This window comes from Burkholderia sp. SIMBA_051 (genome assembly GCF_046534915.1).
Classification (GTDB): Bacteria; Pseudomonadota; Gammaproteobacteria; order Burkholderiales; family Burkholderiaceae; genus Burkholderia; species Burkholderia ambifaria.
On record NZ_JAWRXS010000009.1, the window covers coordinates 356,072 to 377,206 of the forward strand.

20 protein-coding genes are annotated in these 21,135 nt (G+C 68.0%); 9 read left to right on the forward strand and 11 right to left on the reverse strand.

The features are described from left to right. Positions 1–121: 121 nt before the first annotated feature. The 3 genes from SB771_RS23625 to SB771_RS23635 are packed head-to-tail and all read left to right on the forward strand — an operon-like array spanning position 122 to position 2,441. Positions 122–1,501, forward strand: coding sequence for a cache domain-containing protein (locus SB771_RS23625; RefSeq protein WP_175659927.1), 1,380 nt, complete (start codon positions 122–124; stop codon positions 1,499–1,501). Positions 1,502–1,532: 31 nt separating this feature from the next. After that, positions 1,533–2,177: a response regulator gene (locus tag SB771_RS23630; RefSeq protein WP_011659886.1), complete on the forward strand. Its 645-nt coding sequence runs from the start codon at positions 1,533–1,535 to the stop codon at positions 2,175–2,177. Between the two features lie 9 nt (positions 2,178–2,186). After that, the gene (locus SB771_RS23635; protein WP_175659926.1) at positions 2,187–2,441 is read left to right on the forward strand and encodes a hypothetical protein; all 255 of its coding nucleotides are present in this window, start codon (positions 2,187–2,189) and stop codon (positions 2,439–2,441) included. A gap of 120 nt (positions 2,442–2,561) precedes the next feature. Here SB771_RS23635 and SB771_RS23640 read toward each other — a convergent pair whose 3' ends face one another. Continuing rightward, complete coding sequence (locus SB771_RS23640) at positions 2,562–3,158, reverse strand: phospholipid-binding protein MlaC (protein ID WP_041491702.1); 597 nt, start codon at positions 3,156–3,158, stop codon at positions 2,562–2,564. A gap of 330 nt (positions 3,159–3,488) precedes the next feature. On the opposite strand from SB771_RS23640, the gene SB771_RS23645 reads away from it, so the two are divergent. Together SB771_RS23645 and SB771_RS23650 are read left to right on the forward strand one after the other, a co-directional pair. Further along, positions 3,489–6,122: an MMPL family transporter gene (locus SB771_RS23645; RefSeq protein WP_126226287.1), complete on the forward strand. Its 2,634-nt coding sequence runs from the start codon at positions 3,489–3,491 to the stop codon at positions 6,120–6,122. Beyond that, positions 6,115–7,119 (forward strand): VacJ family lipoprotein, encoded by a 1,005-nt coding sequence (locus SB771_RS23650; RefSeq protein ID WP_175659925.1) that lies wholly within the window; start codon positions 6,115–6,117, stop codon positions 7,117–7,119. Before SB771_RS23645 ends, SB771_RS23650 begins: the two co-directional genes overlap by 8 nt. A gap of 111 nt (positions 7,120–7,230) precedes the next feature. On the opposite strand, the gene SB771_RS23655 is transcribed toward SB771_RS23650, so the two are convergent. The 5 genes from SB771_RS23655 to SB771_RS23675 all read right to left on the reverse strand — a co-directional run bounded on the left by SB771_RS23655 (position 7,231) and on the right by SB771_RS23675 (position 12,630). Next, positions 7,231–7,938, reverse strand: a complete 708-nt coding sequence (locus SB771_RS23655; protein ID WP_175659924.1) for a phosphorylase — start codon at positions 7,936–7,938, stop codon at positions 7,231–7,233. Between the two features lie 3 nt (positions 7,939–7,941). Continuing rightward, the gene (shc, locus tag SB771_RS23660) at positions 7,942–9,915 is read right to left on the reverse strand and encodes a squalene--hopene cyclase (RefSeq protein ID WP_175659923.1); all 1,974 of its coding nucleotides are present in this window, start codon (positions 9,913–9,915) and stop codon (positions 7,942–7,944) included. A gap of 15 nt (positions 9,916–9,930) precedes the next feature. Continuing rightward, positions 9,931–11,184 carry a hydroxysqualene dehydroxylase HpnE gene (gene hpnE / locus SB771_RS23665; RefSeq protein WP_175659922.1) on the reverse strand — a complete coding sequence of 418 codons (1,254 nt, stop codon included), beginning with the start codon at positions 11,182–11,184 and terminating at the stop codon, positions 9,931–9,933. A 4-nt stretch (positions 11,185–11,188) separates the two neighbouring features. Continuing rightward, positions 11,189–12,037: a presqualene diphosphate synthase HpnD gene (gene hpnD / locus SB771_RS23670; protein WP_011659893.1), complete on the reverse strand. Its 849-nt coding sequence runs from the start codon at positions 12,035–12,037 to the stop codon at positions 11,189–11,191. Positions 12,038–12,297: 260 nt separating this feature from the next. Further along, positions 12,298–12,630 carry a hypothetical protein gene (locus SB771_RS23675; RefSeq protein ID WP_006751672.1) on the reverse strand — a complete coding sequence of 111 codons (333 nt, stop codon included), beginning with the start codon at positions 12,628–12,630 and terminating at the stop codon, positions 12,298–12,300. A gap of 218 nt (positions 12,631–12,848) precedes the next feature. Here SB771_RS23675 and SB771_RS23680 point away from each other — a divergent pair, with 218 nt between their 5' ends. Further along, a complete protein-coding gene (locus tag SB771_RS23680) occupies positions 12,849–13,733 on the forward strand; it encodes an alpha/beta fold hydrolase (RefSeq protein ID WP_175659921.1) in 885 nt (294 codons plus the stop codon). A 45-nt stretch (positions 13,734–13,778) separates the two neighbouring features. On the opposite strand, the gene SB771_RS23685 is transcribed toward SB771_RS23680, so the two are convergent. The 3 genes from SB771_RS23685 to SB771_RS23695 are packed head-to-tail and all read right to left on the reverse strand — an operon-like array spanning position 13,779 to position 15,737. Next, positions 13,779–14,753 (reverse strand): GGDEF domain-containing protein, encoded by a 975-nt coding sequence (locus tag SB771_RS23685; RefSeq protein ID WP_175659920.1) that lies wholly within the window; start codon positions 14,751–14,753, stop codon positions 13,779–13,781. After that, the gene (locus SB771_RS23690; protein WP_006751669.1) at positions 14,750–15,376 is read right to left on the reverse strand and encodes a chemotaxis protein CheC; all 627 of its coding nucleotides are present in this window, start codon (positions 15,374–15,376) and stop codon (positions 14,750–14,752) included. Before SB771_RS23690 ends, SB771_RS23685 begins: the two co-directional genes overlap by 4 nt. Next, positions 15,369–15,737, reverse strand: a complete 369-nt coding sequence (locus SB771_RS23695) for a response regulator (RefSeq protein ID WP_006751668.1) — start codon at positions 15,735–15,737, stop codon at positions 15,369–15,371. Before SB771_RS23695 ends, SB771_RS23690 begins: the two co-directional genes overlap by 8 nt. Positions 15,738–16,204: 467 nt before the next feature. Here SB771_RS23695 and SB771_RS23700 point away from each other — a divergent pair, with 467 nt between their 5' ends. Then, entirely contained in the window at positions 16,205–18,445 is a 2,241-nt protein-coding gene (locus SB771_RS23700) for a hybrid sensor histidine kinase/response regulator (protein ID WP_012367158.1), read from the forward strand. 45 nt (positions 18,446–18,490) lie between these two features. Here SB771_RS23700 and SB771_RS23705 read toward each other — a convergent pair whose 3' ends face one another. Next, positions 18,491–19,045 (reverse strand): NADPH-dependent FMN reductase, encoded by a 555-nt coding sequence (locus SB771_RS23705; protein WP_011659898.1) that lies wholly within the window; start codon positions 19,043–19,045, stop codon positions 18,491–18,493. 365 nt (positions 19,046–19,410) lie between these two features. Here SB771_RS23705 and SB771_RS23710 point away from each other — a divergent pair, with 365 nt between their 5' ends. Together SB771_RS23710 and SB771_RS23715 are read left to right on the forward strand one after the other, a co-directional pair. Further along, positions 19,411–20,007, forward strand: a complete 597-nt coding sequence (locus SB771_RS23710) for an RNA polymerase factor sigma-70 (RefSeq protein ID WP_175659919.1) — start codon at positions 19,411–19,413, stop codon at positions 20,005–20,007. After that, a complete protein-coding gene (locus SB771_RS23715; RefSeq protein ID WP_175659918.1) occupies positions 19,988–20,218 on the forward strand; it encodes a zf-HC2 domain-containing protein in 231 nt (76 codons plus the stop codon). The genes SB771_RS23710 and SB771_RS23715 overlap by 20 nt, the downstream gene beginning before the upstream one ends. A 280-nt stretch (positions 20,219–20,498) precedes the next feature. Here the strand turns inward: SB771_RS23715 and arsC are convergent, their stop codons facing one another. After that, entirely contained in the window at positions 20,499–20,855 is a 357-nt protein-coding gene (gene arsC / locus SB771_RS23720; RefSeq protein WP_175660153.1) for an arsenate reductase (glutaredoxin), read from the reverse strand. Positions 20,856–21,135: the final 280 nt, after the last annotated feature.

Consider the following 21,135-nt stretch of genomic DNA (forward strand, 5'->3'; position numbering starts at 1 on the left):
TGCGGCCCTGCGGTCCTCCACACCGCCGCCTGCGGGCAAAATCGCCGACAATGTCGGCTCGCCGCGCCGCCGCTCGACACACGCGGCCGCCGGCCGGCGTCCGCGTCTGCTTCGCACCACCATGAGACTCAAGGCAAAGATTTTCCTTCTGGCCATCGTGCCGTTCCTGCTCGCGATCGCCGGCATCGGCTTCGGCGTGCGCCAGCAGGCGACGTCGCTCGCGCGCACGCAGCACGCGACGATCCAGGCCGCCTACCTGTCGAGCAAGGAAGTCGAGCTGAAGCATTACGTCGAACTGGCGACGAGCGCGATCATGCCGCTGTACGACGCGAGCGGCCGCAATGCGCGCGACGACGCGCTGCTGCACACGCAGGCGCTCGCGATGCTGCAGAAGATGGATTTCGGCCCCGACGGCTATTTCTTCGTATACGACCTGCACGGCAATTCGCTGATGCATCCGCGCGAGCCCGAGCGCGTCGGCCACAACTTCTGGTCGATGCGCGACCCGCAAGGCGCGCTGACGATCCAGCAGCTGATCGGCGCCGCGTCGCACGGCGGCGGCTACGTGCGCTACGCGTGGCAGCGGCCGTCCACGGGCAAGGTCGCGCCGAAGCTCGGCTACGTCGTCGCGCTCGAACGCTGGGGCTGGATGGTCGGCACCGGCATCTATCTCGACGACGTCGACAACGCGCTGCAACGCATCGACGCGCGGGCGTCCGCGAACATCGAGCGCACGATGAGCTGGCTCACCGCGATCGCGCTGACCGGCGCCGCGGTGATCGCCGTGTGCGCGCTGGTACTGAACGTCAGCGAATCGCGCAGCGCCGATGCGAAGCTCAAGCAGCTCGCGCAGCGCGTCGTCGAATCGCAGGAGCAGGAGCGCGAGCGGCTGTCGCGCGAGCTGCATGACGGGATCAGCCAGATGATGGTGTCCGCGAAGCTGATGCTCGAGTCGGCGCTCGCGCGGTTCGAGCGCGGCGCAACGCGCATGCCCGAAGCCGAGCAGGCGCTCGCGACGGGGGTCGGACGGCTCGGCGACACGCTGCGCGAAGTGCGGCGCATCTCGCATGCGCTGCGCCCGGCGATGCTCGACGATCTCGGCCTTGCGGCCGCGCTCGAGCAGCTCGTGCGCGAACTCGGCGCGGAGAGCGGCATCGACATCGGCTATACGCAGGTCGCGCACAGCGGCGCGCGGCCGTTGCCCGCGCCGGTCAATACGGCGCTGTTCCGGATTGCACAGGAAGCGCTCAGCAACATCGTGCATCATGCGCAGGCGTCGCGCGCGGCCGTCACGCTCGACGTCGGCGCGCATGCCGTCAGGCTGACCATCGCCGACAACGGCTGCGGCTTCGACGCCGAGCGAACCCAGACCGATGCGCGTCGCGGCATCGGGCTGCGCAACATGCGCGAGCGCCTCGACGCGCTCGGCGGCACGCTGACGATCACGTCGCAGGTCGGCCACACCGTCGTGGCCGCGCGCGTGCCGCTGCGTGCCGCCTGACGAGCACCACCATAACCGGAGACCTTTGCCCATGAGCGCCCCCGACACTGACCGGCCCGCCGCCCGACTGCTGCTCGTCGACGATCACCCGCTGGTGCGCGACGGCCTGCGGATGCGGCTCGAGGCGGCCGACCTGTCCGTGGTCGGCGAGGCCGGCAACGCCGACGAGGCGCTCGCGCTCGCCGCGTCGCTCGAGCCCGATCTCGCGCTGATGGACGTCGGCATGAACGGGATGAACGGCATCACGCTCGCCGGCGTGTTCCACGAACGCTTTCCGGGGATTCGCGTGCTGATGCTGTCGATGCACGACAACATCGAATACGTGACGCAGGCCGTGCGCGCCGGCGCGAGCGGCTACCTGCTGAAGGATTCGCCGGCGAGCGAGATCGTCCGCGCGATCGGCGCGGTGCTGGCCGGGCAGACGTTCTTCAGCGAAGGGCTCGCCGCGCGGATGATCCAGGCGAGCGCGACCGCGTCGCCGCTCGACCGCTTGACGCCGCGCGAACGCGACATCCTCGACGCGCTGGCCGAGGGGCTGTCGAGCAAGCAGATCGCGCAGCAGACGGGGTTGTCGGTGCGCACGGTGGAAACCCATCGGCTGAATCTGAAGCGCAAGCTCGAGATCGAGGGGCAGGCGGAGTTGATCAAGTTCGCGGTCGAGCATCGGCGGCGGTGAGCGGCAGTCATGACACTCGCACGCTACGGCCTCAACATCTTGGCCACCCTCATTCTCGGCACGCTGCTCGCTCGCTGGTTCGTCCACCTCCCGATCGAGACGCCCATTCCCGCGGCAATCGAAGCGGCGATGGCATTTTTCGGGGTCGACACCATTGCGCATGCCGACGACGTCGAGGGGATCGGGCTCTTGCTCGTCCTGGCCGTCTGTCTCGTCGTGGCCGGCCTGGTTGTTTGGGGCATCAACCGGGTAGTTCGGCGCTAGGGAAACGCCGAGGCCAACGGACACCGCTCAATGTGCAAACGCCCCGGTCGCATTCGCGACCGGGGCGTCGTGGTTTCAGCGTCGCATTTCAATCGCGGCTCGCGCCGTGACCGTCGACCGTCAGTTCGTCCGCGAGTTGTGCTTCTGCAGATACGCGATCAGGCCGTCGATGCCGCCCGTTGCGAGCTGGCTCTTGAACTGCCCCTGGTAGACCTGGATCAGCCACGCGCCCGACATGTCGATGTCGTAGATCTTCCAGTCGCTGCCGACCTTGCCGAGCCGGTAGCCGACCGACTGGCTGTCGCCCGGCGTCGTGACCGTCGACTGCACCAGCGCATCGGCACCCGACGCGCCGCCGGGCTTGAACGAGAACTTCGCGTCCTGGTTGCCGAGCTGCGCGAGCGACGCGGCATAGGTGCGCGTCATCAGCACCCTGAACTGCTTGTAGAGTTCCTGCTGCTGTTGCGGCGTCGCCTGCTTCCAGGCATCGCCGACCGCGATGCGCGTCGTGCGCTCGAAGTTCGTCACCGGCAGGAAGCGCTGCTCGACGACTTGCGTGATTTTCGCCATGTCGCCGCCGCGTGCAGCCGGATCGGCCTTCATCGCGTTGACGGTGCCCTCGACCGCATTGCGGACGATGTCGACCGGCGCGCTCTGCGCGAAAGCGGAAACCGACACGGCGGCGGCCGCGACGAAAGCAAACAGATGACGTTTCATACGGATATCGCACTCGATGAGAAAAAACGGGCCGGCGGATTGCATCGATTGCATCGGCCGGTGGGTCGAAGTATAGCGGCCCGAACGCCCGCTTGCCGCCCGGTGACCGACTGTTACCTTTGAGCCCCTTTTGTCACAGGACCGCCGCCGCGGCACGATCCGGGCCGATTATGTAAATATCCGCTTACCAATGGTCCGATCATTCGCGCCGATTCCCTCCTCGCGGAGCAAATATCCTTCCCGCCCCTTCATGCTGCAACGTTGCGACCGACGTCACGCGGCGCCGGTATACTCGTTGCTTTGCCCTTGCCAGCCCCTTCCCACCGCCGCATGGTGACATCTCTCATCGTCCGACTCGTCGCATTGTCGGTACGCCGCCCCGTCTGGGTCGTCGTGCTGTCGCTCGTCATTGCCGTCTTCAGCGGCGTCTATGTCGCGCAGCACTTCAAGATCAACACGGACATCAGCAAACTGGTCGACGCGGAACCGCAGTGGGCCGCGCTCAGCAAGGCCGTCGACAAGGCCTTCCCGCAACGCAACGGCACGATCCTCGCGGTGGTCGAGGCGCCGGCCCCCGAATTCGCGACGGCCGCCGCGCACACGCTCACCGAAGCGCTGCAGAAGCAGGCCGACGCCGGCCGGATCGGTCAGGTCGCTGAACCCGGCGGCGGGCCGTTCTTCGAGCACAACGGGCTGCTGTTCCTGTCGTCGCAGGAAGTGTCGGACACCACGTCGCAGCTCGCGAGCGCGCGTCCGCTCGTCAACGAACTCGCGAAGAACCCGAGCCTGACCGGGCTCGCGACCACGCTGTCCACCACGCTCGGCCAGCCGCTCCTCACCGGCCAGGTGAAGTTGCCCGCGATGGCGAAGCTGCTCGCGCGCAGCGCCGCGACGGTCGACGACGTGCTGGCCGGCAAGCCGGCCGCGTTCTCGTGGCGCGGGCTGGTCGACAGCGATGCCGCGCGCCAGCCCGCCCGCGCGTTCGTCACAGTGCAGCCGGTCGTGAACTACGGCGCGCTGAAGGCCGGTGCGGAAACGACCCAAGTGATCCGCGACACCGCGCAAGCGCTCGGCCTCGAGCAACGCTACGGCGCGGTCGTGCGCCTGACCGGCGAACAGCCGCTCGCCGACGACGAATTCGCATCTGTGGAAGACGGCGCCGCGCTCAACGGCGCGCTCACGCTGCTCGCCGTGCTCGTGATCCTGTGGCTCGCGCTGCGCTCGAAGCGGATGATCGGCTCGGTGCTCGTCACGCTGTTCGTCGGCCTCGTCGTGACGGCCGCGCTCGGCCTCGCGATGGTCGGTTCGCTGAACATGATCTCGGTCGCGTTCATGGTGCTGTTCGTCGGCCTCGGCGTCGACTTCTCGATCCAGTACGGCGTGAAGTACCGCGAGGAACGCTTCCGCGATGAACGCATCGATCATGCGCTGATCGGCGCCGCGCACTCGATGGGCATGCCGCTCGCGCTCGCCACCACGGCGGTCGCGGCGAGCTTCTTCTCGTTCATTCCCACCGCCTATCGCGGCGTGTCCGAGCTCGGCCTGATCGCGGGCGTCGGGATGTTCGTCGCGCTGCTGACCACGCTCACGCTGCTGCCCGCGCTGCTGCGCCTGTTCGCGCCGCCGGGCGAATCGAAGACGCCGGGCTTTCCGTGGCTCGCACCGGTCGACGATTTCCTCGATCGCCATCGCAAGCCGATCCTGATCGGCACGCTCGCGGTCGTGATCGGCGCGCTGCCGCTGCTCGCGTTCCTGCACTTCGACTTCAACCCGCTGCACCTGAAGGATCCGCACAGCGAATCGATGGCGACGCTGCTCGCGCTGAAGGATTCGCCCGAAGCGGCCGTCAACGACGTCACGCTGCTCGCGCCGTCGCTCGCCGAGGCCGACGCGGCCGCGAAGCGCCTCGACGCGCTGCCGGAAGTCGGCCGCACGACGACGCTCACGACCTTCGTCCCGGCCGACCAGCCGGCCAAGCGCGCGGCGATCGCCGCGGCCGCGAGCGAACTGCTGCCCGCGCTGACGCAGCCGGCCGCGCCGAAAGCGACCGACGCGCAGCGCGTCGCCGCGCTCAAGCGCGTGTCCGACCTGCTGGGCTACGCGGCGGAAGATCACCCGGGCCCGGGCGCGGCTGCCGCCCAGCATCTGTCGGCATCGCTCGCGAAGCTCGCCGCCGCCGACAGCGCGACGCGCGACCGCGCCGAACACGCGTTCTCCGACACGCTGCGCATCGCGCTGAACCAGCTCGCGACGCTGTTGCAGCCGCAGGACGTCACGCGCGAAACGTTGCCGCCGCCGATCGTGCGCGACTGGGTCGCGCCGGACGGCCATGCGCTCGTGCAGATCTCGCCGAAGGTGCCGAAGGGCGTCGACCCGAACGACGACACGATGCTGCGCCGCTTCGCGAAGGCGGTGAAGGCCGCGGAGCCGGGCGCAACCGGCGGCCCGATCTCGATCCTGCATTCGGCCGACACGATCATCAACGCGTTCCTGCACGCGGCGCTGTGGTCGATCATCTCGATCACGATCCTGCTGTGGGTCACGCTGCGCCGCTTCGGCGACGTGCTGCGCACGCTGGTGCCGCTGCTCGTGTCGGGCCTCGTGACGCTCGAGATGTGCGTGCTGCTCGGCATGTCGCTGAACTTCGCGAACATCATCGCGCTGCCGCTGATGCTCGGCGTCGGCGTCGCGTTCAAGGTGTACTTCGTGATGGCATGGCGCGCCGGGCAGACGGGCCTGCTGCACTCGAGCCTCACGCACGCGGTGCTGTTCAGCGCCGCGACGACGGCAACCGCCTTCGGCAGCCTGTGGCTGTCGCATCATCCGGGCACGTCGAGCATGGGCAAGCTGCTCGCGCTGGCGTTGACCTGCACCCTGATCGGCGCCGTGGTGTTTCAGCCCGTCCTGATGGGCAAACCGCGCGTCAAACGCGCCCAGAACCAATCGCAAGGAAACAATGAATAAGGTGCGAATCATTGCGGCGACCGTCGCTGCCAGCGCGGTGCTGAGCGGCTGCGCGACCGGCCCGAACCGCAACCCCAACGACCCGCTCGAGCCGATGAACCGGGCGATGTACAAGTTCAACGACACGGTCGACACGAACATCGCCGTGCCGATCGCGAAGGGTTACCAGAAGATCACGCCGACGCCGATGCGCACCGCGATCAGCAACTTCTTCTCGAACCTCGGCGATCTCGGCAACATGGCGAACAACCTGCTGCAGTTGCGCATCACCGATGCGACGCAGGATCTGATGCGCGTGGCGATGAACTCGGTGTTCGGCGTCGCCGGCCTGATCGACATCGCGACGCCGGCCGGGCTGCCGAAGCATCACCAGGACTTCGGGCTGACGATGGCGCGCTGGGGCATGCCGTCCGGCCCGTACCTCGTGCTGCCCGTGTTCGGGCCGAGCACGATCCGCGACGGCGTCGGCCGCGCGGTGGACGTCCGCTTCAACCTGCTGAACTACATCGAGCCGGCCGCGCGCAATCCGATGTACATCGCGCAGTTCATCAGCGCGCGCTCGGATCTGCTCGGCGCGACCGACCTGCTGAAGCAGGCGGCGCTCGATCCGTACTCGTTCGTCCGCGACGCGTATCTGCAGCAGCGCAAGTCGCTGACGTATCGCGGCCAGTCGGCGTCGGCCACGCCGCCGAACTACGCCGAGCCGGGCGAGGCGGGCGCGGTGCCGGCGGCCACGCCGGCCGTGCCGGGCTTGCCGAACTACGAGGATCCGGGTGAAGCGGGCGGCGCATCGGGCGCGGCGCCGAACAACGCGCCGGCCGCGCCGGGGTTGCCGCAGTACGACGATCCGGGTGCGGACGGTGCGACGCCTGCGAGTGCGCCTGCGGCGGCACCGGTGGCTGCATCCGCTGGTGCGACGACGGCGCCGGCCGCCAACGGCGCACCGATCGCGCCGGCGATGCCGACGCTGCCCGCGAGCAGCCCGGCCGCGCAGTAACGCGACACGGAATCCGCCGGAAAGCCGAAGAGCGCTGCATCATGCAGCGCTCTTTTTTTATGCCTACGTGGACGAAAAAAGAAGGGGAAGAGGAGAAGCGGCGAACGCCGCTCAGACGATCCGCATCGCGCCCGCACGCTCGAATGCGTGCCGCGCCTGGATCAGCGTCGTGCGCGCCGCGCGCGCGTCGCCCGCGACCTGCAGCAGCGGGCCGAGCTGCGACGGCTGCTTCAGCAGCTCGCGCAGAATCGGCAGGATCGCGGTGCTGCCGTCGTCGCGCAGGCCGGCCGTCGCCGCGCGCGGCAGCGTGCGCCACGCCGGGTCGACGATCGCGCGGCACACCGCGAACGGCACGCCGCGCGACGCCGCGAAGGCCGCGGCGATATGCGACTCCATGTCGACGGCGAGCGCGCCCTTCGTGCGATGCAGCGACGCCTTTTCCTGCTCGCCGACCACCGGCGCGCTAACCGCCGCCATCGTGCCGCGCGTGACGCGCGCCCACACCGGCGTGTCGTGCAGCGCGGCGACGAGCCGCGCGCTCCAGGCCGGATCGGTGTGCACGCGGCCGAACGGCCCGTCGATCGCGTCCGCGATCACGAGCGCGCCCGGCGCGAGGTCGGGCGCGAGCCCGCCCGCCGTGCCGAAGCTCACGATGCCCGCGCAACCGCGCGCGGTCGCCTCGGCCAGCGCGCGCTCGAGCCGGTCGGCGCGCGCGGCGAACACGGCCTCGACGCCATGACCGCGCGCGATGCGTGCCTCGAACGCCATCCCCGTGACGGCGATGACGGGCAACGTGCCGTTATGCTGCGTCGGCGCCACGCGTTACAGCCCGAACGTCACGCGCGTGGCGTTGTTGCGCTTCAGGTTGCGATAGCGCGCGAGCGCCCACAGCGGGAAGAACTTGCGATAGCCGTGGTAGCGCAGGTAGAACACGCGCGGGAAGCCCGTCGCCGTGAAGCGCGTCTCGTCCCACAGCCCATGTTCCTTCTGCTCGGCGATCAGGTACTCGATGCCGCGCGCGACGGCCGGGTTGTTCACCTCGCCGGCCGCCATCAGGCCGAGCAGCGCCCAGGCCGTTTGCGACGCGGTGCTCGGCGCCTGCTCGAAGCCGCGGTAGTTCAGCTTGTAGCTATCGCCGTCCTCGCCCCAGCCGCCGTCCTTGTTCTGGATCGACAGCAGCCACTGCGCGCCGCGCTTCACGCGCGGATCGTCCGGCGTGAGGCCTGCGGCGTTCAACGCGCACAGGGCCGTCCACGTGCCGTACACGTAGTTCATCCCCCAGCGGCCGTACCAACTGCCGTCCGGCTCCTGCTCCTTCAGCATGTAGTCGAGCGCGCGGCGCGCCGGCTCGCTGTTCAGCGGCGTCTCGCCGAGCTGCGCCAGCATCGACAGGCAGCGGCCCGACACGTCGGCCGTCGGCGGATCGAGCAACGCGCCGTGATCCGAGAACGGAATGTTGTTCAGGTAGTACTGCGTGTTTTCCGGTTCGAACGCGCCCCAGCCGCCGTCGCTGCTCTGCATCCCGACGACCCATTCGCGCGCACGCGCGATCGAATCGCGAAACGCGTCGTCGTGCTTGAGTTTCTGCACGCGATCCATCGCCACCGCGACCACCGCCGTATCGTCGACGTCCGGGTAGTGCGGGTTCGCGTACTGGAACGCCCAGCCGCCGGGTCGCACGTGCGGGCGGCGCGAGATCCAGTCGCCGCGCACGTCGAGGATCTGCAGCGGGCGCAGCCATTCGAGGCCGCGGATCACGGCCTCCTCGGCGCGCGCGTCGCCGGTCTCGAGCAGCGCATGCGCGGCGAGCGACGTGTCCCACACCGGCGACAGGCACGGCTGGCAATACGCTTCGTCCTCCTGCACGACGAGCAGCTTCTCGATCGACTTGCGCGCGATCGCGCGGTTCGGATGATCTTCCGCATAGCCGAGCACGTCGTACATCATCACCGCGTTGGCCATCGCCGGGTAGATCGCGCCGAGGCCGTCCTCGCCGTTCAGGCGCTCGTCGACGAACGACACGGCCTGACGGATTGCACGTTCGCGCGTGTAGTTCGGGAACAGGCCGTCGGCCGCACGCAGCGCATGGTCGACCACGCGGAAGAACGCGAACCAGCCGGGGCTCTGGTGGCCCTGGCGCGGCAGCAGCCCGGCGTTGACGGGCGGGTCGACGAACAGCTCGTCAATGCGCACGCCGCGCGGGTTCTTCGCGATCGGACGCTTCGCGTTGAGCACCAGCAGCGGCACGATCACGGTACGCGCCCAGTACGACACCTTCGACAGGTGGAACGGGAACCACTGCGGCAGCAGCATGATCTCGACCGGCATCATCGGCACCGCGCGCCACGGAATCGCACCGTACAGCGCGAGCTGGATCCGCGTGAACACGTTCGACATCTCGGCGCCGCCCATCGCGTGGATCGCGCGGCGCGCGCGCTGCATGTGCTCGGCGTTCTCGTCGTCGCCGATCACCTTCAGCGCGAAATACGCCTTCACGCTCGCGCTGATGTTCGGCGCGCCGTCGGTGAACAGTGGCCAGCCGCCGTCGGCCTGCTGAACGCGGCGCAGATAGCGGCCGATCTTCTGTTCGAGCTCGAGGTTCGGCGTCTCGCCGAGATAGTGGACGAGCAGCACGTATTCGGCGGGAATCGTCGAGTCGGCCTCGAGTTCGTAGACCCAGTGGCCGTCCGCGTTCTGTGCGGCCAGCAGCGCATCGGTCGCGCTGGCGACGGCGGCGTCGAGCCCGGCCGGCACGGTGCCGGCGGTCAGGGTAGCCATTTCGGTGAGATCGTTCATCGGTCCCTCTGTTGCTTACTGTGTCTGGAGCACGTCCGCGGCCAGTTGGCCGGAACGGATCGCGCCCTCGATCGTGGCGGGCAAGCCGGTGGCAATCCAGTCGCCCGCCAGCACGAGATTAGTCCAGCGCGTACGCGCGGCCGGACGTTTCATTTCCTGCGACGGCACCGCCGCAAAGCCTGCGCGGGGCTCGACGACGAGCTGCCACGCGGGAATCGTTTCCGGGTTCGCGCCGCTCACGCGCGCGACGTCTTCCCAGATGCGCCGCGCGAGCGCGTCGCGCGGCATGTCGAGCCAGCGGCCCGCGTCGCGGATCGTCGCCGCGAGCATGCCGCCGCCGGCGCGCACCGCATCGACGACGCCGTTGACGACGGTCGTCTGCGGCGGGCCGCCGGCCGGTGTATCGACCGCGAAGTACGCGGTCACGACCGCGCTGAACGTGTCGGGCGCGGTGAGATCCGGGACGAGCGGCTGCGCGACCTCGGGCGGCACGGCGAGCACGATCGCGTCGCCCGGCGCGAGATCCACGCGCTCGCCGCCGACCGTGACCGCATCGACCGCATTGCCGTGCGCGCCGAATTCGAACGCGTCGAGCCGCGAGTTCAGCCGGATCTGCGCGCCGCCGTGCTGCAGCATCCGCAGCGCCGGTTCGACGAAGGCGCTACCGAGCCCGTGGCGCGCGACGAGCGGGCGACAGCCCGGGCCGCCCGCGGCAAACGTGCCGCACAGCACCGCGCGCGCGAGTTCGGCACTCGCGTGGCGCGGCTCGACGTTCAGCACCCCGAGGAAATACGGGCGCAGCCAACGATCCCACAGCACGCCGTCGCATCGCATCGTCTGTGCGAGCGAGCGGCCGGTGCGCGCGAACGCGAGCGAGGCCAGCGCGAGGTAGTCGAGCGGCGTGGTGCCCGGCGCGCGCGACGCGGCGTCGAACAGCCACGACGGCCAGCGCCCGTTGCCGAAGCGCAGCGTCCAGCGCTGCTGCGACGCGACGTCGGCCACCGGACATTCAGGCAGCGCGGGCCCCGTGAGCTGATCGGCCGCGCCGATCGCACGCAGGTAGCGCTGCGTCGCGGGCTGCCCCGCGAACACCTGATGCAGCCCGCTGTCGAGCGTCGTGTTCAGTGTCCCGTCGAACCACGAGCGGCAGCGGCCGCCCGCGTGCGCATGCGCGTCGTGCAGCACGATGCGCCGCCCGCGACGTTGCAGCTCGACGGCGGCCGACAGGCCCGCGAGTCCTGCACCGATCACGTGGACGGTTCTGGGCATCGGCTCAGAACAGCGCGTAACGCGCGGCGATCATCAGCATGCGCGCCTTCGGCTTGCGCAGCGGCGCGCGCGGCGCGGCGAAGCCGCGTGCGACCGCGGCCTCCAGAATGCAGCGATACGCGCCCGACATGATGCGCGGCGCTTTCACCTGCGCACGCGTGCAGGTATCCATCACGGCGTCCGCCGCGCGGAAATGCTCGAGCGCGCGCTCGACGAGCGTCGCGCACACGCGCGGCAGCGCCGGGTCGCGCACGATCGTCGCCGGATCGGTGATCGCGATGCCTTCGCGCGCGAGCAGCTCGCGCGGCAGGTAGCAGCGGTTGATCGCCGCGTCGTCGTCGATGTCGCGCAGGATATTCGTCAGCTGCAACGCGCGGCCGAGGTGGTGCGACAGCGCAATGCCTTGCGCTTCCGGGATCCCGAAAATCCTCACCGACAGACGGCCGGCGGCGCTCGCCACGCGATCGCAGAACAGGTCGAGCGTCGGTTCGTCCGGCGCGCAGATGTCTTCGGCGGCGTCCATCGCCATTCCGTCGATCATCGCGTGGAAATCCTCGCGCTTCAGGTCGAACGCGCGGATCTCGCGTTCGAGCGCGACCAGATGGCGCGGCGGCTGGCCGGCGAAGCACGCGTCGATGTCCGCGCGCCAGCGATCGAGGCCCGCGTTGCGCTCGGCGCGCGGCAGGTCGCTGTCGGCGATGTCGTCGACCGCGCGGCAGAACGCGTAGACCTGGAACATCGCGTCGCGCTGCACCGCCGGCAGGATGCGCATCGCCAAATAGAAAGAACTGCCCGATGTGACGGCAGCGGCGTCGGTTTCTTGTTCGTCCACGACGAGATTGGAAACGGCCAAGACGAGCTCCACGGAGACGCCCACGCGGGGCGATTGAAGAAGCCATGCCCGGCTGGGTTGGTCAGGGCGTCAAATGCGTGCGAGATATGCGAACGATCGACGCAGACAGGCACAAATTACCGGCCGGAAGCCGGAATTGGGCGAAAGTATAGCAATCTTTGAAGTTCGATGGCGGACCCGTGCCGCGCCTGGCGGGCCGCGCAAAGACTGGCGGGAGCTGGTGCGGCCGGCCCCGGCGGGGAACGGCGTCGCGTCGCGCGTCAGCCGTAGACGATGTCGCGCTGCAGATCGAGGGCGATGAGCCCCATTTCGCGGGTCAGCTGCAGCACCGAGCGGCGTTCGAGCCGCGAGCCCATGAAGCTCGTCACGCAGCCGTCGGGCTCCGCCGTGAACTGGAACGACGCGCCGCCGGTGCCGAACCACGCGCCCGGGACGTCGGGTGATTCGTGCCAGTCGAGCTGGTCGAACACGCGGGTGATGCCTGCGCGCACCGCGTCGCTCGGGCCGATCGGCGGCGCGATCTCGCCCAGGTCGTCGAGGGAATAGGGGCCGGGCTTGTCAGGCCGCCGGTAGAAAAGGTAGTCGACGTTCATGGGGCGCCATCGGAAGCAAAGTGTCAAATTAGCGCGCTTCGGCGCAAAATCAAATCAGATCAGGACGAAATGTGGCCTGTAGGAGACAAAAGGGCTTCGTCGCGGCAACCGGTGCGGGTATGCGCACAGTCGGCCCGCGCGTGCCGGCTTGAACGCGCGCCGTTTCGGCCACGCACCTTCGTCTAAGATGAACATCTTTCTCGAAAAAGACGGACACCATGGAGACGAACGTAACCGCCGCCGCACCATCCGACCATCCCGTTTTCGTGCTGGTGCACGGCGCGTGGCACGGTGCGTGGTGCTATGCGCACGTCGCGGCCGCGCTGGCCGAGCGCGGCTACCTGTCGATCGCGCGCGACCTGCCCGCACACGGCATCAACGCCCGCTTTCCCGCATCGTATCTCGAACGGCCGCTCGACAAGGACGCTTTCGGCGCCGAGCCGTCGCCGGTCGCGAATACCACGCTCGACGATTACGCGACGCAGGTGATGGAGGCCGTCGACGACGCGTACGCGTTCGGCCATGGCAAGGTCGTGCTGGTCGGCCACAGCATGGGTGGCCTCGCGATCACGGCCGCGGCGGAACGCGCGCCGGAGAAGATCGCGAAAATCGTCTATCTCGCCGCGTTCATGCCCGCGTCGGGCGTGCCGGGCCTCGACTACGTGCGGGCGCCCGAGAACAAGGGCGAAATGCTGGCGCCGCTGATGCTCGCGAGCCCGCGCGTTGCCGGCGCGCTGCGGATCGATCCGCGCAGCGGCGATGCCGCGTATCGCGCGCTGGCCAAGCGCGCGCTGTACGACGACGCGGCGCAGGCCGACTACGAGGCGATGGCGAACCTGATGACCTGCGACGTGCCGGCCGCGCCGTTCGCGACCGCGATCCCGACGACCGCCGCGCGCTGGGGGGCGATCGACCGTCACTACATCAAGTGCCTGGCGGATCGCGTGATCCTGCCCGCGCTGCAGCAGCGTTTCATCGACGAAGCCGACGCGTTCGTGCCCGGCAACCCGACGCACGTGCACCAGCTCGACAGCAGCCATTCGCCGTTCGTGTCGCAGCCGGGCGTGCTAGCGGGCGTGCTCGTGGATATCGCGAAAAGCTGAACGACGCGCGGCGCCGTCGCCGGTGCCGCAACGGTCACGTAGCGCTCACGCGTACGCGATCGACCGGTCGCGCCCGAGCCGCTTCGCGCGATACAGCGCGGTGTCGGCCTCGTTGACGAGCACGTCGGACGCCGTCACGCCCGGCGTCGCGCACGCGCCGCCGACGCTCGCCGTCACCGGCACGCTGACGCCTTCCGCGTCGACCGGCGTGCGGCCGATCGCATCGCGCACCTTGTCGGCCACCCGCATCGCCTCGTCGAGATTCGTGCACGGCAGCAGCAGCGCGAATTCCTCGCCGCCGAAGCGGCCGAACGTATCCTGGGAGCGAACGATCGACGCGACGCGGCGCGCCGTCTCGCGCAATACCGCATCGCCGGCCGCATGCCCGAATCGGTCGTTGATCGTCTTGAAGTGGTCGAGGTCGAACAGCAGCATCGACAGGTCGCCGCCGTAGCGCTGCCAGCGCGCGAACTCGTCGCCGAGCCGCGCTTCGAAGAAGCGCCGGTTCGCGATGCCGGTAAGGCCATCGCGATTCGCATGCTCGCGCAGCTTCGCGACCGCTTCCTCGCGCTCGCGCTGCATCACGCTCACGTGCGTGACGTCCGAGATCGTCACGCACACCGCCTCGACTTCGCGGCCGCGCGTGAGCGGCATGAACGTGCAGTCCTGCTGCATGTAGTCGACGCCGCCGGTGATCGGCCGGTCGTGCTCGAAGCGAAACAGGTAGGGCCGCTGCTCCCACGAACTGAATGCGAAGCTGCCGAGCTGGAACACGCTCTCGAGCTTGCGTTCGAGCCACGCGCGCGGCAGCTCCGGAAAGCAGTCGAACAGGTTGCGGCCGATCACGTCGGCAGCCGGGATGCCGCTGTGGTCCTGCATGAAGCGATTCCACATCAGCACGGTCATCGAGCGGTCGAGCACGAACAGGCCGAAGCCCACCCGTTCGATCACGAGGTCGCTCAGCGACGCCGCGGTGGCGGTGGTGGCGGGGCGGGTAGTAGTAATAGTAGTAGCGGTCATAGCGCGGACAGCAACGCGTCGAGTGAGTCGCCCATCAGCCGGATCGAATCCTCGGCCATCAGCATCACGAAATGTGCGCGGAACGCGTGATCCTCGAGTCCGAAATTCACTTCGAGCAGCAACGCGACGCTCCATGCGAGCACGTTCGGCTGGAACACGTCGTCGAACGACACGTTCGCGCCGAGCAGCCCGGGCGGGAAGAACACGGGCTTGCGACCGAGCTCGTCCAGGATCGACGACACGCACGCGCTCATCAGCACGTTCGCGACATCGAACACGACCTCGTCCTGCGTCGCCATGCCGGCATACACGCCGTCGCCGAACGTGCGGTCCATCAGCGACATGAGCCGCGCGACACCCGCGCTGCGGCACAGCACGATCGCTTCGCCCTTGATGTCGGAACGGAAGCCCTGGCGCACGGCCGTCACGTTCTCGCGGATGCCCGTCATCTCGCGCAGCGCGTCGCCCGCATCGGCGGCCTTCACGACGCGCACGCGCGGTACCGACAATTCGATGAAATGTCCGAGCAGCAGCGCGAGCCGTGCGGCGGCGCGCCCCATCGCGAGGTTGGCGATCTCCTGCAACGCGTCGCGTTGCTCCGCCGTGAACACCGATTCAGGCATACAACCCATACTCCTTGAGAATGGGCAGCAATGCCTCCGACGTCACGGGCTTGGCAACGAATGCGATCGCGCCCAACTCGCGCACGCGTGCTTGCGCCTGCGGCTGAATATCGGCGGATACCACGATCACGAACGTGTTCAGATCTTCGTGGCGCAGTGTCTCCAGCACCTGATAGCCGTTCAAGTCGGGCATCGTCAGGTCCAGAAACATCACGGAAGCTTTGCCGTCACGATAGAGCGCCAGCGCCTCGCGACCATTCGCCGCATACGCGACATCGACGTCCCAGTCTCCGGGCAGTGCCTTTGTCAGAAGTTTGCGAGCGAGCAAAGAGTCGTCGGCGATCACGATCGGCAAAGGCATGGCAGCGAAGCGGTATTCGGAATGGTCTCTCTCGCGTTAACGACCGCGCGGCGCGCTTCTTGAGGCGCCATGCAATCAATCGCTGGCAGCCACCGTGCGGACGCGCGCGGGCGCCGCGGCACGATGCACGCGACACACCGCGCCGCACACGCCGGCGGGCGCATATATCTGTCATAGGGAAAGCAAGGCGCGATTCTCTGAGTAAACCGGAGGCGGTGCAACTCGCCATATTCACCATTTCGAACAAAATCGATCCGATCCCCCGGCATTCGGAAAACAGCCTCGATCATTTTCGAGATAAGCACGCAAAATTTTTCTTTGTGTACGTTTGCGCTGCCGGATTCATAGCGTTTTCAAACTTTCGATTTACCCCTGTCGGAATCACCAGGTTGCCCCGCTGCGCCGGGTACGGCGGGCGGGCGCAACTCGTTTATGATTGAACACCGCAGCTTGACCCGCTCTCTTCAATGACGTCCGAACGTCCCGCCGACTCCCGCCCGCCCGCCTCCACGCCTGCCGACGACTGGCAGGATGGCGGCAGCTATTCGGCCGGCGCGCCCGAGCACGATTTCGCGGTGCGGCGCGTGACGCTGATCGTGCTGCTGGTCGCGGCGATCGTGCTGCCGTGCATCTACGTGTCGGTCATGGCGTACAACGACCTGAAGGCACGCGAAGCCGCGGCGAGCGACGTGACGATGCGCACCGTGCGTGTCGCCGAGGAGCATGCGCTGAAGGTGTTCGACCTGACCGAGACGCTCGATGCGCGCATCGTCGACCTCGTGCAGGACATGGACGACGCCAGCGTGCGCCGCCAGGAATCCGACATCCACGAAGCGCTGAACACGATCGGCGGCGGCTATCCGCAGGTGGCCGCGGTGTCGATCTTCGGCGCGAGCGGCATGTTGCTCGCGAACAGCCTCTACTATCCGGCGCCCTATGCGTCGATCGCGAACCGCGACGACTTCGCCGGCATTCGCGACGGCAAGGTCATCGAACATATCTCGCGGCTGATGATGGGGCCGCTCAAGCTCGAGAACATCCCCGTGTTCAACACGGGCGTCGCGCGACGACATAGCGACGGTTCGTTCGCCGGGATGGTGTCGATCGCGCTGAAATCGTCGTACTTCAATTCGTTTTACCGCGAGCTCCTCGGCGGCGCGGCCACGCCGATGACGATGGCGCTCGCGCGCTCCGACGGCGCGGTGATCGCGTCGTATCCGCCGCCGCCGTCGCTCGCGCACACCGATCTCACGACCACGTTCGGCAACGAACGCAACGATCCGCGCGCGGGCATCGTGCGCGTGCGCCACGACGGCGCCAGCGAGATCGTCGCGTACCGCCAGGTCGGCAGCTATCCCGTGTACGTGACCTGCGCGTACCGCACGTCGGCGATCCGGCGCGAATGGTACGAACACCTCAGCGTGCTGGTCATCTCGATGTTCGCGCCGTCGATCGCGCTGTGGTCGGTGATCTGGCTGTCGCTGAAGCGGCTGAAGGCGGAAGAGGAGGCCTGGGATCGCTGGCAGGCGGAAGCGTCGATGCGGCGCTCGATCGAATCGGCGTACCGGCAGTCGCGCAAGATGCAGGCGCTCGGCAACCTGGTCGGCAGCGTCGCGCACGATTTCAACAACCTGCTGATGATCATCTCGAGCAACGTGCAGATCGCGCGGCGGCGCGGCGTTCAGCATCTCGACAAGGAACTCGGCGCGATCGAACGCGCGCTGAAGAACGGCCAGTCGCTCACGCGCCAGCTGCTCGGCGTCGCGCGCAAGCAGCCGCTGCACAACGAGACGATCGACATCGGCCAATGGGTCGGCACGTGCCGCGAACTGCTGAAGACGTCGCTCGGTTCGAAGTCGTCGCTGGTCGTCGCGATCGAGCCCGGGGTGTGGCCGATCCGGGTCGACGTCGCCGAGCTCGAACTCGCGGTGATCAATCTTGCCGTCAACGCGCGCGACGCGATGACGATCGGCGGCCGCTTCACGGTCGGCGCGCGCAACGTGACGCTGCGCCGCGAGGACGGCTTTCCGCTGACCGGCGACTTCGTGCAGATCTCGCTCGACGATACGGGCTCGGGCATGGCGCCCGAGGTGCTCGCGCGCGCGTTCGAGCCGCTGTTCACGACGAAGGCGCAGGGGATGGGAACGGGGCTCGGGCTGCCGCAGGTGTTCGCTTTCTGCGAGCGCTCGGGCGGCCTCGCGACGATCGACAGCGCGGTCGGCGCCGGCACGTCGGTGCGCCTCTACCTGCCGCGCGCACGCGTCGAGGACATCGTCGCGCGGCCGCCGGCCGTCGCGCACGACACGAGCGCGCTTGCTGGCCTGCACGTGCTGCTGGTCGAAGACAACAGCGAAGTCGCGGCCGGCACCGAGGCGCTGCTCACGCTGCTCGGGCACCGCGTCACCTATGCGCCCACCGCCGACGACGCGTTGCGCCTGATCGAGGGCGCGGCCGCGAACGACGCGTTCGACCTCGTCATCTCGGATATCCACATGCCGGGCCGCCTGAACGGCATCGATCTCGCCGAAGCGATCGACAAGCGACCGGGGAAGCTGCCCGTGATCCTGGTCACGGGTTACGCGGAGGAACTCGACCGCACGCGCACCGTCAACGTGCGCGTGCTGTCGAAGCCGTTCGACATCGCGCTGCTCGACGAGATCCTGCTTGGCATCCGCGAAGCGCGTGATGCGCGGCACACCGACACCTGACCCGCGTCACGCGGGCCGGTGCCGGCAGCGCGAACGGTGCGGCGATCAGGCGGACTTCAGCATGCGCACCCAGTCGACGTAGCGGTCGACGAAGCCCTGCAGGAACTTGCGGGTGTCCTCGCTGACGATCTGGCCTTGGTCGTCGATGCGCGCCGGGTCATGCTTGATGAACATTTCCGGCTGCGCGAGCGTCTTCACGTCGAGATACGCGAGCACGTTGCGCAGGTGCTGCTGCGCGAGCGCGGTGCCGGTCGCACCCGGCGACGTGCCGAGCACGGCGCCCGGCTTGCCGGACCACGAGTTGTGCCCCCACGGGCGCGAGCCCCAGTCGATCGCGTTCTTCAGCACGCCCGGAATCGAGCGGTTGTACTCGGGCGTGACGAACAGCAGCGCGTCGGCCGCTTCGATCGACGCCTTGAAGCGCTTCGCGACGTCCGGAAGATCCGCGTCGTAGTCCTGGCTATACAGCGGTAGTTCGCCGATCTCGACGAATTCGAACGAGAAATCGGCGGGCGCGAGCGAGATCACGGCGTGAGCGAGCGCGCGATTCCAGGAACCGCGACGCAGACTACCGACGACGACTGCAACACGATAGGACATGGCTTTCTCCTTCCGGTGAGTGAGGAATCGGATCGATTGATTCGAAACAGGCGACAAAGGTCTGTTTATAGGCAAGCCAGCCCGCGAACCGTCCCACGGGGCCGACCGCCCGACTTTCCACAAGGTTTTCCACAGAAATTGTGGATAACTCGACCGTTATGGTCTGATGTTACAAACCGCCCGCATCGCGATTTCGTGCCACGCGACGCAAGGTTCCGGCAAGCATAGCGCAGCGCGTCGGCCGGCTTCATGAAATCGTGACGGAACATGCGTTGCAGCGCGGCGTCGCGCCCAGTAAGCTGCTCGCAGCGCGCCGCCCGGTGGCGCACGCGATTGCTTCCGCTTCGTAAGGCTCCCGACCCGCCATGCCGTCCGCGTACGACGATCCTCCCTATCTCACACAACTGCGGCGCGACCTACTGCGCTTCGCGCGACTCCAGCTGCGCGATGCCGATGCGGCCGAGGATGCCGTGCAGGAAGCGCTGACCGCCGCGTGGTCGCACGCGGGCGAGTTCGCGGGACGGTCCGCGCACAAGACCTGGGTGTTCGGGATCCTGCGCAACAAGCTGATCGACATCCTGCGCGCGCGGCAGCGGACGGTGAGCCTGTCCGCGCTCGATGCGGAGCTCGACGGCGAATCCGCGCTCGATCGCGAGTTGTTCAAGGACAACGGGCATTGGGCCGCGCATACGAAGCCGCGGCCGTGGCCGCGCCCCGAGACGCTATTGCAGCAACAGCAGTTCTGGACGCTGTTCCAGGTCTGTCTCGATCACCTGCCGGAACACATCGGGCGCGTGTTCATGATGCGCGAATTCCTCGATGTCGAGATCAACGACATCTGCACCGAACTGACGTTGACGACCAACCATTGCAGCGTGCTGCTGTATCGGGCGCGCACGCGCCTGCGCACCTGCCTCAGCGAAAAAGGACTGACGACCGAAGATGCTGCCGGGGAAATGTAGGGACGTGACGCGACTGCTGTCGGATGCGCTCGACCGGTCATTGACGCTGCATGAGCGTCTGCAGGTGCGCGTGCATCTGCCGGCTTGCAGCGGATGCCGGGCGTATCGCGGGCAGATCGCGGTGCTGCGGACGGCGGCGCAGGCGGCGGGGGGGCGGAATGGGGCGGCGGATGATCGGGATGCTTCGTCGGCGGGAGATGGTGGGGGCTGAGTCGGCTGTGTCTGTGGCGTTCGCGGTCATGCGTTGCGACGGCTGCCGGGGGATGTTCTTCTCGACGTTGATGGGTTGACGCTGGAGGTCGCTCGGGTCGCTCGCGGTCATCGAGTGCGGTGGCGGCGACGCGCGCGAGGTCGGCGGCTGTGTGTAATTCGGCGAGGAGATCCGCGACGCTCGGTGATTGTCGCTGCGAGCCGCGGCACGCGAATTCGGTCGATCAATCCGGCACGCTCGCGCCGGACTGACGCAACAAGAAAAATACGCCGAGCAACAATTATTCGAACAGCACCCGCACCGATTCCGGCGGCCGGCCGATGGCTGCCTTGCCTCGATACACGACGATCGGACGTTGCAGCAGAATCGGATGCGCGGCAATCGCTTCGTAGGCCTCCGCATCGGTCAGACTCCCGCGGGCTAAATCCAGCGTCTTGTACGGCTCCTCGCCATCGCGAAGCATGTCGCGCACCGGGCAACCAAGCTGACGATGCAGCGTTTCCAGTTCCTCGACCGTCGGCGGCGTCTTCAGATACTCGACGACATTCACCGGCGTGCCAGTGGTGTTCAGCGCCTCGACCAGCGCGAGCGTCTCGCGAGACTTCGAGCAGCGGGGGTTGTGATAAATCGTGATCATCATTCAGGCCAGGATGGGAGAGGCCCGTATTGTAGCCAGTCTGGTTGGGGGCGTTTTTCGTGCGGTGCCGGCGCGCGTGAGGATGGGGGAGTTGAATGCTCGGATGACGTGTGGCGCAGCAAGTCGGTAGTGCCGTGAGCCCGTGAGCCCGTGAGCCCGTGAGCCCGTGAGCCCGTGAGCCCGTGAGCCCGTGAGCCCGTGATGCCCGTGATGCCCGTGATGCCCGTGATGCCCGTGATGCCCGTGATGCCCGTGATGCCCGTGATGCCCGTGATGCCCG